The sequence below is a fragment of the Pseudoalteromonas sp. Z9A4 genome (assembly GCF_011378845.1).
GTDB lineage: Bacteria > Pseudomonadota > Gammaproteobacteria > Enterobacterales > Alteromonadaceae > Pseudoalteromonas > Pseudoalteromonas arctica.
The window spans coordinates 39,449-52,077 of record NZ_WTLA01000027.1 but is presented as its reverse complement, the minus strand read 5'-3'; the positions used below and the strand labels follow the sequence as shown (position 1 = coordinate 52,077).

Annotated in this window: 8 protein-coding genes and 8 tRNA genes; 3 read left to right on the top strand and 13 right to left on the bottom strand. The window is 39.2% G+C overall.

Going from position 1 to position 12,629, the window contains the following annotated elements:
* The first annotated feature begins 427 nt into the window (after positions 1-427).
* Entirely contained in the window at positions 428-1,843 is a 1,416-nt protein-coding gene (locus tag GQR54_RS16435; protein ID WP_166379009.1) for a sodium:alanine symporter family protein, read from the top strand.
* Between the two features lie 925 nt (positions 1,844-2,768).
* Here the strand turns inward: GQR54_RS16435 and GQR54_RS16430 are convergent.
* The 12 genes from GQR54_RS16430 to GQR54_RS16375 all read right to left on the bottom strand — a co-directional run bounded on the left by GQR54_RS16430 (position 2,769) and on the right by GQR54_RS16375 (position 8,227).
* Positions 2,769-2,855: transfer RNA gene (locus GQR54_RS16430), tRNA-Leu, on the bottom strand.
* 38 nt (positions 2,856-2,893) lie between these two features.
* Positions 2,894-2,967, bottom strand: a tRNA-Cys gene (locus GQR54_RS16425).
* 19 nt (positions 2,968-2,986) lie between these two features.
* A tRNA-Gly gene (locus tag GQR54_RS16420) sits at positions 2,987-3,062 on the bottom strand.
* 49 nt (positions 3,063-3,111) lie between these two features.
* Positions 3,112-3,198 (bottom strand) — tRNA-Leu (locus tag GQR54_RS16415).
* A gap of 39 nt (positions 3,199-3,237) precedes the next feature.
* Positions 3,238-3,313, bottom strand: a tRNA-Gly gene (locus tag GQR54_RS16410).
* A gap of 64 nt (positions 3,314-3,377) precedes the next feature.
* Positions 3,378-3,464: transfer RNA gene (locus GQR54_RS16405), tRNA-Leu, on the bottom strand.
* Between the two features lie 37 nt (positions 3,465-3,501).
* Positions 3,502-3,575 (bottom strand) — tRNA-Cys (locus GQR54_RS16400).
* 32 nt (positions 3,576-3,607) lie between these two features.
* A tRNA-Gly gene (locus tag GQR54_RS16395) sits at positions 3,608-3,683 on the bottom strand.
* A gap of 212 nt (positions 3,684-3,895) precedes the next feature.
* Entirely contained in the window at positions 3,896-4,441 is a 546-nt protein-coding gene (gene pgsA / locus GQR54_RS16390; protein WP_166379007.1) for a CDP-diacylglycerol--glycerol-3-phosphate 3-phosphatidyltransferase, read from the bottom strand.
* Between the two features lie 42 nt (positions 4,442-4,483).
* Positions 4,484-6,307 carry an excinuclease ABC subunit UvrC gene (gene uvrC, locus GQR54_RS16385; protein ID WP_166379005.1) on the bottom strand — a complete coding sequence of 608 codons (1,824 nt, stop codon included), beginning with the start codon at positions 6,305-6,307 and terminating at the stop codon, positions 4,484-4,486.
* A gap of 9 nt (positions 6,308-6,316) precedes the next feature.
* On the bottom strand, positions 6,317-6,967 hold the full coding sequence (gene uvrY, locus GQR54_RS16380; protein WP_002963136.1) for a UvrY/SirA/GacA family response regulator transcription factor: 651 nt from the start codon (positions 6,965-6,967) through the stop codon (positions 6,317-6,319).
* A 108-nt stretch (positions 6,968-7,075) separates the two neighbouring features.
* On the bottom strand, positions 7,076-8,227 hold the full coding sequence (locus GQR54_RS16375; RefSeq protein WP_007587010.1) for a dicarboxylate/amino acid:cation symporter: 1,152 nt from the start codon (positions 8,225-8,227) through the stop codon (positions 7,076-7,078).
* 362 nt (positions 8,228-8,589) lie between these two features.
* Here GQR54_RS16375 and cysK point away from each other — a divergent pair, with 362 nt between their 5' ends.
* The gene (cysK, locus tag GQR54_RS16370) at positions 8,590-9,558 is read left to right on the top strand and encodes a cysteine synthase A (RefSeq protein WP_002963138.1); all 969 of its coding nucleotides are present in this window, start codon (positions 8,590-8,592) and stop codon (positions 9,556-9,558) included.
* Positions 9,559-9,710: 152 nt separating this feature from the next.
* Positions 9,711-10,145, top strand: a complete 435-nt coding sequence (locus tag GQR54_RS16365) for a hypothetical protein (RefSeq protein WP_166379003.1) — start codon at positions 9,711-9,713, stop codon at positions 10,143-10,145.
* A gap of 77 nt (positions 10,146-10,222) precedes the next feature.
* Here the strand turns inward: GQR54_RS16365 and GQR54_RS16360 are convergent, their stop codons facing one another.
* Positions 10,223-12,499 (bottom strand): acyl-CoA dehydrogenase, encoded by a 2,277-nt coding sequence (locus GQR54_RS16360; protein WP_166379001.1) that lies wholly within the window; start codon positions 12,497-12,499, stop codon positions 10,223-10,225.
* Positions 12,500-12,629 lie beyond the last annotated feature (130 nt).

Here is a 12,629-nt window from a genome sequence, read left to right as displayed (position 1 = left end):
CCCACACAGATGATTGCTTTATATTGTTAAAGAACGTTTTGAGTCGCTTTAGCGTCTCAAGGGATGCGAATGATACACCCTTTATTTTTCGAGTCAACACTTAGTTTTAAACTTTCTTTTTAGATAATTTAAAACCGAAGTCTTATTTAACTCTCTGAGTTGTTCGTGCCTCGCTATGCGTTGTCCGCTGCGCGTCGCCATATCCCGTCTCAGTGGGGTCGCATTATAGGGAGCGACGGATTTTACGCAAGCGTTATTTGCATAAAATAGTAATTAAAATTAAGCCCCAAGCAAGCGCACATGATAAGCACAAGTTACCCACAAAAACCTGTTGATAACTCTATTTTTGCACTTTAAAACTAAACACTTTTATCCTGATGTGATAAGTTGCGGTCACTTTTTTTACTCATGTATTTAGGCAGTATCCATGACAGACATAATAAACAGTATAAGTGCCCTTCTATGGGGCCAAGTTCTCGTCTACTTATTAATAGCAGCAGGCCTCTTTTTTACTTTTCGACTAGGCTTTATTCAGTTTGTGCAATTTCCACATATGCTCAAAGTTATGTTTGGCTCTCGTAAATGTGCAGATAATGAAATTTCATCCTTTCAGGCTTTTTGTACTTCGTTAGCTGCACGCGTTGGTACAGGTAATATGGCTGGTGTTGCTGTTGCCTTATACCTAGGTGGGCCAGGTGCTATTTTTTGGATGTGGCTTATTGCATTAATAGGTATGGCTACAAGCTTTGCTGAAAGTACTTTGGCTCAGGCTTATAAAACAAAAGATGCTGATGGCAATTTTAGAGGTGGCCCTGCTTATTATATGCAAAACGGTTTAGGTAAACGCTGGATGGGGACTTTATTCTCGTTATGCTTAATTTTAGCCTTTGGTTTGGTATTTAACGCCGTACAGTCAAACTCTATTGCTGCAGCATTTGAAGTAGCGTTTGATGTACCTAAGTATATAGTAGGCATTTGCTTGGTTATTGGCTCTGGTATTATTATTTTTGGTGGTTTGAAAACGATTTCTCGTTTTGCTGAAATGGTTGTTCCATTTATGGCATTAGCCTACTTGTTAGTGGCTCTTTATGTATGCGCTATTAACTTTACTGCATTACCTGATGTAATTGTACTTATAATAAAAAGTGCTTTTGGTATTGAACAAGCTGGTGCAGGTGCAATTGGCTATGGTGTTACACAAGCTATGATCCAAGGTATAAAGCGTGGCTTATTCTCAAACGAAGCTGGTATGGGTAGTGCAGCTAATGCCGCAGCTACTGCGACACCTTACCCTCCTCATCCAGCATCACAAGGTTATGTGCAAATGCTAGGTGTATTTATTGATACTATTGTTATTTGTACAGCGACTGCTTCTCTTATTTTACTATCGCAGCAATTAGTACCTGAATCTGGTGTTATGGGGATTGAACTTACACAAGCAGCATTACAAGAACATGTCGGCGACTGGGGTACTTACTTTATTGCCATTGCTATATTGTTTTTTGCTTTTACTTCTATTGTGGCTAATTACTCTTACGCTGAAACAAATTTAATGTTTTTAGGACGCAACTCTAATAAAGGTATGTTTATCTTTAGACTTGTTGTTTTAGGTATGGTGATGTTTGGTGCTGTTGGTGAGCTTGGTTTAATTTGGACGCTGGCAGATATATCAATGGGTTTAATGGCCATTGTAAACGTTATAGCGCTATTTATGCTTTCAGGTGTTGTTGTATGGCTCTCTAAAGATTACAACGAACAACGCAAAAAGGGCTTAATACCCACCTTTGACAAAAGTAAGCATCCTAAACTTGCTAAAGAGGTCGATCCCGAGGCCTGGAAATAAACAATAAACAGCGAGCTACGGCTCGCTTTTTTAGTTCTAAAAATAAAAAGTCCTGACACATAGCACTCGATCATTTATAAGTAAAAGCTGTTACGGACGATAAGAACTGTATAGACATTATCTGATTATCAGCCTAGATAAGACAACCTACAAAAACAGATGTTTAATGCCCATAGCTCTGCATTTTGTATAAGCACTTTATTGTTTACCATTTGAAGTTCTCACCATAACTCTAGACTTACTCTTACCCGCGATTTTTAACTTCCAATGAGCATGTGTTAGCAACCAATTCGACAACTATACCAACCTGCATAAATCTCTGAGCAATTTAACGAATTAAATTGCACTATAACGTCGTTAAAAATTTTTATTTAGAACACTAGATACAAAAATTTTTGCCTAAATCTAGCGTAATTTCCTTAACCTTAAATAGACCCCATATATAAGCAGATTGGTATTACTTTATGCTACCAGCACATAGGTGTTTGAACTTTGCTTTCAAGGTTATTTGCTCTCGAGGTGTAGATTGCTTTACTGTTTTGAATTTTTTAAAGCTAATGGCCTACTTTACTGGTTGTTATCATAAGTCTATGACGCTTAGTTCAGTTCAAAGTGCATTCATTAGCATAAAGTACTGTGTGTCGCTAAGGATTGCATGGCTGGTTTATTTGAGGCGCTATAGGATTGGGTTTGGAAATATTACATTATACTTACTCATATATATCTTTAATACGATAGATATACAAACTCTTAATGAACCATCACACAACGCTATTATTGGGTAGACCATGCATAAAATAGTGCATATCAAGATAATATAAATCATAGAAAACATAAAAATGATAAATCAGGATTTTTACTGGATATTTTATAGATATTAGAAGATTTATTAGATCTTTTTTAAGCAGAGCGCTTAATAGAGAGATGGTGCCCGAGGCCGGACTTGAACCGGCACGACTTGTTAGTCGAGGGATTTTAAATCCCTTGTGTCTACCAATTCCACCACTCGGGCATCGAGTTTGCTAATTAAAGCGTGTGGAGTAAATTATATGGAGGCGGAACCCGGAGTCGAACCGAGGTAAACGGATTTGCAATCCGGTGCATGGCCACTCTGCCATTCCGCCTAAATGTATCCAAATAATTTGGAGCGGTACACGAGGCTCGAACTCGTGACCTCGACCTTGGCAAGGTCGCGCTCTACCAACTGAGCTAGTACCGCAAAATACTGTTTTATCAACTTCAAATCATCTTGGTAAAATAATTTAAAGTGGTGCCCGAGGCCGGACTTGAACCGGCACGACTTGTTAGTCGAGGGATTTTAAATCCCTTGTGTCTACCAATTCCACCACTCGGGCATCGAGTTTGCTATTAAAAGCAAGTGGATAAAACTAATATGGAGCGGTACACGAGGCTCGAACTCGTGACCTCGACCTTGGCAAGGTCGCGCTCTACCAACTGAGCTAGTACCGCATCATATTAATTCTAAATTAACCATTTTATAAATTACACTTGGTAATGTAATTAAACCACAAAGTGGTGCCCGAGGCCGGACTTGAACCGGCACGACTTGTTAGTCGAGGGATTTTAAATCCCTTGTGTCTACCAATTCCACCACTCGGGCATCGAGTTTGCTAATTAAAGCGTGTGGAGTGTTGAAATGGAGGCGGAACCCGGAGTCGAACCGAGGTAAACGGATTTGCAATCCGGTGCATGGCCACTCTGCCATTCCGCCCCAATACTGGAGCAATAACCTTGAGATAAACTTGGAGCGGTACACGAGGCTCGAACTCGTGACCTCGACCTTGGCAAGGTCGCGCTCTACCAACTGAGCTAGTACCGCATTTTATTTATCAGTTATTTGAATTAACACATGATGATTTATGTGAACATTCAGGTAACTGATTAATTACCGTTTTGTTTATCTCGGGGGCTATGCCCTCTCAACACGGACGCATTCTACAGAGATTATTAAACGCGTCAATACAAAAAATGCTAGTTTTGAACTGTTTGCTTGTTTTTTATCTAAAACGGTGCGTTATTATACATTTAGAGTTAATTTTTAGTCAATTCACCCCATGCTGCACGTAAATATTGCATCATAGAACTCAAGGTTAAAAAGGTCGCAATGTACAGTAGTCCAAAACCTAAATAGTTCATCCACGTATCATATTGCCAAATCAAACCGATAATGGCTAACATTTGTGCAGCCGTCTTTATTTTACCCATATTTGATACAGCTACATTACCACGCTTACCCTGCTCTGCCATCCATTCACGAAGTGCAGATATGATAATTTCACGGCTTATTATAATAAGAGCAGGTATTGTCATGTACATTGACTGGTACTGATCAGATAACGCTACAAGTGCAGCACATACCATTACTTTGTCAGCAACAGGATCTAAAAAAGCACCAAAAGGAGTTGATTGCTCAAGCTTTCTTGCCAAATAACCGTCTAATATATCGGTGATCGATGCAAGCCAAAAAATAAAGGCGGCAGCAAAAAAAGCCCAGCTATAAGGCAAATAAAATATCACCAAAAAAACGGGGATAAGAAAAAGTCTAAATGTTGTGAGTGTGTTTGGAATATTCCACATAACTACTTGGATATGTCTTTTTTGCTATATTCGCATGTAGGGCTAGCCCTTGTCATGCAAATGGTTAAATATCTTCTCAGCCATGTCAGGGCTGATCCCAGGAACTTTCTTTAACTGTTCTATATTAGCAGCTTTTACACCCTGCATGCCCCCTAAATATTTTAATAATGTTTGGCGACGCTTAGAACCTACTCCATTTATTTCTTCTAGTAGTGATTGTGTACGTTGTTTTTGTCGTTTATTACGATGCCCTGCAATAGCAAAACGGTGAGACTCATCACGTATATGCTGAATCAAATGAAGCGCAGGCGCATCTGAATCCATCGGAATGGTTTTGCGTCCACCATCAATCAATAGTGTTTCAAGACCGGGTTTACGACTCGTTCCTTTTGCAACACCGACTAATAAAGGCATTTTAGTGTGCGGCCAATTAGAAAAGTACTGCTCAGCGCGTCCTAACTGCCCCTTACCGCCATCAATAAAGATAACGTCTGGAATTTTGTCTTCGTCTACTAACTTGTTATAGCGCTTGTTAAGTGCAAATTCCATTGCAGCATAATCATCGCCACCTGTAATACCTGTTACGTTGTAGCGCCTATACTCTTTTGTATTTGGGCCTTGTGAGTCAAATACAACACAACTTGCAACGGTGTTCTCCCCCATGGTGTGGCTTATATCAAAACACTCCATTCGGGTAATATCGTCAAGTCGCAGTGTTGCTTTTAATTGTGCATAACGTTTATTAATAGAGTCTTGGGTACTTTGTTTAACCGCAATACTGTTTAATGCATTTTTATTGGCCAGTTGTAAGTATTGCGCACGCTCACCACGAGTGACCACTTTAAGGATTACTTTGCGCTCACTTATTTGTGTAAGCGCTTCGCCGAGTGCCCCGCTCTCTTCTATTTCAAACGGTAATATGATTTCTTTTGCAATACGCCCTGTTGCCCCTGGCGCTAAATAATACTGTCCTAAAAATGAAGTCAATATTTCTTGCTCACTCGAATCTTTAGGTACTTTTGGAAAATAGGTTTTACTACCCAGTACTTTATGATCGCGGATCATTAATAAATGAATGCCGTTTAACCCGTTTAAATGCGCAAAACCGACAACATCCATTTCTGCAAAGTTACCAGAAATAGACTGTTGCTCCTGCATTTTACGAAGTAGCATTATTTGGTCGCGAACTTTTGCCGCTAATTCAAAGTTTAATTGCAGGCTGGCTGCTTCCATTTTTTTTATTAAATCAGCAATAACTTCGTGAGATTTACCCGTTAAAAATTTACGAACATAGTCAACTTGCTCACCGTAATCATCATCAGTTACTTTATTTACACATGGAGCTGAGCAACGTTTAAGTTGATATTGCAGACACGGGCGACTTCTTGCGCGGTAATAAGCATCTTCACATTGACGAACAGGAAATATTTTTTGCATTAAGCGCAAGCTTTCAGATACAGCTCCTGCGCTTGGGAAAGGCCCAAAGTACTCACCTTTAATTTTACGACTGCCACGATGAAATGCTAAACGAGGGTGTTTATGGCTAGTGAGTAAAATATAGGGGTACGACTTATCGTCGCGTAATAATATGTTGTACCGAGGCTGATATTTTTTTATTAGATTATTTTCAAGCAGCAGCGCTTCGGTTTCAGTATTGGTGAGGGTGACTTCAATGTTACAAATATTACTCACTAAAACGCGTGTTTTGCTATCGGTAATGTTACTTCTAAAGTAACTGCTCACACGCTTTTTTAGATGCTTTGCTTTACCAACATAAATAACTTGGTTATCACTATCAAGCATGCGGTATACGCCCGGCTCACTTGATAGCGTTTTGAGAAAATGTACGTGATCGAATTCAGACATAAATTATAGTTAGTACGAAACGTCTATATCAATCATTTTATGACGAATAGCTAAATGGGTAAGCTCAACATCACCACCTACATTTAACTTTTCAAACATACGGTAACGATAGCTATTTACTGTTTTAGAGCTTAAATTTAAGCGTTCAGCTATATTTTGTGCTTTTTCACCTTTGGTGATCATAAGCATAATTTGCAGTTCGCGCTCAGATAAACTCTGAAAAGGGTTTTCATCTGTGCGGCCTGTCACTTGTGCAAGCGCTATCTGCTGCGCAATTTCAGGTGCAATGTAACGCTGACCAGCATGAACACAACGAATGGCACGAACCATTTCGTCAGAGCCTGCACCTTTAGTTAAAAAGCCATGTGCACCAATTTGCATTACCTTGCTCGGAAACGGGTCTTCACAATTAACAGTAAGCACAATAATTTTTACATCTGGGCAGTAACGACAAATCTTTTTAGTCGCTTCTAATCCGCCCATGCCTGGCATATTCATATCCATTAATACTATGTTTGGCGCATGCTGACGACAAAACTGTACAGCCTCTTCGCCAGTTTTAGCTTCGCCAATTACTTTAAACCCTCGTACGTCATCAAGAATACGCTTGATTCCTGTTCGTACAAGTTCATGGTCATCAACTAAAAGTACATTAATCAATGGAACATCCTCACTTACCTAACAACATGCAATTTAATTAAATTAATTTGCCACAGTAACATACATAAAGCGAAACAATAATTAATATTATTGCCTCGCTCTAATAGTTTAAGATGACGATTTTTCGCTAAATCTGTCAACCCATAACGCAATGATACCATCACCCGTTACATTACACGCAGTACCAAAGCTATCTTGTGCTAAATAAAGTGCAATCATTAATGCAACAGCACCTTCATTAAACCCAAGCATGCTTGTTAATAAACCAAGCGCCGACATGACTGCACCACCTGGCGCACCCGGTGCTGCAATCATTACTACACCTAACATCATAATAAACGGTAGCATACCCATTAATGAAGGAACTTCCATGCTTGGCGATAAAAACATAACAGCCATTGCACAGGTTACTATAGTGATAGTTGAGCCAGATAAGTGAATAGTCGCGCAAAGTGGCACTGTAAAGTTAGCTACATCTTCTTTAACGTTATTTGCTTTACTTGATTGAAGCGATACTGGAATCGTTGCTGCACTTGACATAGTACCTAACGCTGTAAAGTAAGCTGGTAGCATATTTTTAACTAATTCGATTGGATTACGTTTTAACAATATACCTGTCGCTATATATAAAACGCTTAACCATAACCAATGCATAACAAGCGCTGCAATTAGTACTACACCAAATGTTTGCAACGTATCTACCACAGTGCCTGCCACCGTCATTTCGGCAAATACGCCAGCAATGTAAAATGGTAAAGCAGGGATAATTACTTTTGATAATAACCCGTCCACTACATCACGACCCTGATCAGACACCTTTTTAAGCGTATCAAGTTCTAGTTGGCTCATGCCTATACCAAATACAAAAGCAGTCACTAATGCGGTCATTACACCCATCAGAGGTGGAATTTCTAAATCAATAAAACTACCTATTTCAGTAGCAACTTCTGCTTCAAATGTTATGCCACCACTTAAAAAAGGGATAACAGCACTTACTAATAAAAATGCAAGCGTACCTGCAATAATGGTAGAGCTGTAAGCAAACCCTACTGTTTTACCAAGTAAGTGACCAGACCCTTTTGGTAGGCCAGCAATACCCGATGCAATAAAAAATAAAATGATAAGAGGGATGGTAAAGGAGATAATTTGACCAATCAGCTCTTTTACTGTAAATAAAAGTTCAACACCAGTTATAGGTACATATAGTCCGACTAAGATACCGGCCACAATACCGGCAATTAATTTTAAGATTAACTTCATTGTGATTGCTTAATTGAATTTAGATACGTGTTTTTATCATGTTTTAGACGCATTGTGTGATAAAACTATTCAAGTTACATTCATATGCACAAATAACGAACAAATACAGCTTGATCCAATGCTCTTTCGAACATTTTTTGACTAAACGAGTTTTTACTCTTTAAATTTCAAATTAAGCCCGCACCTATAATAACTAAAGCACCGTTAATAATTGATTTTTATTTCGGCTAGTTATAAGCCCAATAGATATATGTTATAGCCAAACTTTACTTTAGTTTTTTTAAACTCACAGTAAAGTGTATTTATATAGTTAGTAGCAAAGGCTATTAACACGTTGATCAGATTGCATCCAAAGGAACATTATGTCTACTATTTTTGAAGATAACTCACTAAGCATCGGTAATACACCGCTGGTAAAACTTAACCGTGTTACAGGTGGGAATGTATACGCTAAAGTTGAATCTCGTAATCCAAGCTTTAGTATCAAATGCCGCATTGGTGCATCGATGATTTGGGAAGCTGAAAAGTCAGGTCAGCTTGTTGAAGGTAAAGAACTTATAGAACCAACATCGGGGAACACCGGTATTGCACTTGCATTTGTTGCAGCAGCACGTGGTTACAAGTTAACGCTTACTATGCCAAACACCATGAGCCTAGAACGTCGCAAGCTATTAAAAGCATTAGGTGCGAATCTAGTACTTACCGACGGTGCTAAAGGTATGAATGGCGCAATTGAAAAAGCAAAAGAAATTCAAGCAACAGCACCTGATAAGTATATTTTATTACAACAATTCGAAAACCCTGCAAACCCAAAAATTCACTTTGAAACAACAGGCCCTGAAATTTACGATGCGCTTGACGGCAAAGTAGACTTTTTTGTAGCAGGTGTAGGTACTGGTGGTACTATTACAGGTGTTAGCCGCTACCTTAAAACAGAAAAAGGTTTAAACGTTAAGTCTATTGCTGTTGAGCCAACTAACTCTCCTGTTATTAGCCAAACGCTTGCCGGTGAAGAAATTAAACCTGGCCCTCATAAAATCCAAGGCATTGGTGCAGGCTTTATCCCTGGCAACTTAGATATGGACTTAATTGATGGTGCCGAGCTTGTATCTAACGAAGACGCAATTGCAATGGCGCATCAGTTAATGAAAAAAGAAGGTATTTTAGTCGGTATTTCGTCAGGTGCTGCGGTTGTTGCAGCTAAGCGAATTGCTGAAAAACCTGAAAACGCAGATAAAAATATTGTTGTTATCCTACCTAGTGCAACTGAGCGTTACTTATCAAGCCCAATGTTTGATGAAGAATTTAGTGAGCAAGAGTTAGTACAATAACCTCTAAAGCTAATAATAAATGAGGATGCCTATGCATCCTTTTTTATTAGCCTAACTTAATATAAGTAACTAATTCTTATCTTACTCTTTACATATTCATTTTTTAAACACACAATTTGCTTAATCTAAATAATAATAATGATGAAGGTAAGATGAAAAAATTAATAACTTTGATAGCTATAGTAACCAGTTTATTTATATTTGGTTGTGGTGATATTACAAAATCAGATAGTGCAACTCCAGGTGACACTGCCACAGCATATTTTGATGCGCTTTATAACCAACAGGACCTTCAAAAAGCCAGCACCATGGCAACACCGCACCTTACTCGTATAATGAAATCTTACGGTACTGCAAAGCAATTTTCGCGAAACTTAGTAAATATGCAATATGATGAAGTAATTATGGAAGTCGATAGGACAAACATGAGTGTTCGTGAGCAATACGGAGATAATGCTAAAATAAACCTTATTTTTACCGGCTATTTAAATGGCAATAAGGTAGATAATTTCCGTAGCGTTGAAATGGTCCGCAAAAAGGGGAAATGGTACATAGATAAAATAATCGCCGATCCCTACGCTCGTTAAAATAAATAAAACATAAATAGGCCTTACATTTGTAAGGCCTTTTTGATCACGCTTGAGTTAGTATTTAAAGTACTGCGCTACAGCTCACCTGGTTGAAAGTTATCAACTGCAATGGCTTTCTTTCGTAACTTATTAGCGTGATGCATTGCATCAGCATCCGTTTGCTCTAACAACTTATTCTCAAGTGCATAACTTATAGCGCCTTCAATATCAAGCGTTGCAGGCACACTGCCCTTACGCTGCCATTGTTTTAGATCTTTAAACTGCGCTTGCATATCATGCATAGCTAAAAATGCGCTTTCCATGACCCCTGTACCTGCATTTTCATCTACATAACATAAATGCGTTAAGCGGTTTCTAAATACACCCGGTTGAGTCATTCGCTCACAAATACTTTGTGCTATTTCATCACTTGGTCTGTGGTAATGATTTCCAAGCGGGAATACGATACGTTTAAGGGTAAAATCAACAACCGGATTTGAAAAGTTTTTAAAGAAGCCATTAAACGCTTGGCCAATTTCAAATAATGAGTTCTCAATAGCATATTTTACAAATGGTAAATCAGCTTGTTGGCGCCCTTCGTCTTCATAACGTTTTAAAACAGTTGATGCTAAGTACAAATGACTTAATACATCACCCAAACGTGCCGATATCATTTCTTTTCGTTTAAGCTCACCGCCAAGCATTAACATAGCCACGTCTGTGCAAATAGCTAAGCCTCGGCTCATTCTGCTCAGTTGCTTATAATAAACAGCCGTTTCACCACTTACAGGCGCTTTAGCAAAATAACTACGTGTTAAGCCGTGCACAAATGCCATGCCTGCATTACTTGCTGCAAATATTATATGGTTCATTAATAAACCATCAAATTGTTCAAGTGCTGCGTCGTCATCTTCCATTGCAGCGGCTTCCATTTCTTTTAAAACAAATGGATGACAGCGTGTTGCACCTTGGCCAAATATCATTAAGTTACGCGTTAAAATATTCGCGCCTTCAACCGTAATTGATACTGGAATACCCATATAGCCATGCGCCAAATAGTTATTAGGCCCTACTTGAATTCCTTTACCTGAATGAATATCCATTGCATCATTCATTACCGTACGACCCATTTCAGTCATATGGTATTTAGCAATCGCGGTTACAACCGACGGGCTTAATTTTAAATCAATCGCACCTGCGGTCATTAATCGGCACGACTCAAGTGTGTAAGTTAAACCACCAATACGTGCAAGTGCCTCTTGCACACCTTCAAACTGCCCTATAGATACACCAAACTGCTGGCGTACCATGGCGTATGCCGATGTCATTTTTGAAGCTAAATGCCCAGTTGCTGCACTCAATGCTGGTAGTGATATACCACGCCCTGCACTTAAACACTCAACAAGCATTCTCCAGCCACGCCCTGCACACTCTTGGCCACCAATGATCCAGTCCAGTGGTATAAATACATCTTTACCGTAAGTGGTACCATTCATGAAGGCCATATTAAGCGGATAATGACGCTCACCCGTTTCAACACCCGGATGGTCGGTTGGTATTAGAGCACATGTAATGCCTAGCTCTTTTTTATCACCTAATAAAGCGTCTGGATCATACATTTTAAATGCTAAGCCGAGTACAGTAGCCACGGGTGCAAGTGTAATGTAACGCTTTGACCAATTTAAACGCAGGCCCATTACTTGCTCACCATTGTGCTCACCCATACACACCACACCTGAATCAGGAATACTGCCAGCATCAGAGCCCGCCTCTGGTCCCGTTAATGCAAAACAAGGAACATCTGTACCATTAGCTAAACTTGGCAGCCAACGATCTTGCTGCTCTTTCGTACCATAGTGAAGAAGTAACTCGCCCGGACCTAAGCTATTAGGCACCATAACAGTGACTGCGGCTGTTAAGCTTTTAGTCGAAATTTTTGACACTATCGTTGAATTAGCAATTGCCGAGAACTCACGACCGCCAAATTTTTCAGGAATGATCAGCGCAAAAAAACCTTCTGTTTTTAGGTAATCCCACACTTCTTTTGGTAAGTCTTTGTCTTTTTGTACAATTTGATAATCATCAAGCATCGCCAATAAGGTTTCTACTTGGTTAGCCATAAATGCGTTTTCTTTATCGCTAAGCTCTGGCTTAGGAAAGCGGTGCAGTTTTTGCCAGTCTGGGTTACCACTAAATAACTCACCATCCCACCAAACATCACCTGCTTCCATCGCCTCTCGCTCTGTTTGCGATAATGGCGGAAGCACCTTTTTGAACATTTTAAACGTAGGACGACTAATCAAGTTTAGGCGAATATCTTTAACCGCAAAAATAACCACCACCACGACCAGCAATATTATAAATATTAACATGCGCACATTCCTTACACATTGAATGAAAATAGTAACTTAATTATGACCCATCTTAATTTAAATACAATCATTGCAAGATGACTAAAACGCCTCAATATTTTATTTTTAAATTAGGTACTGTTGATCACCT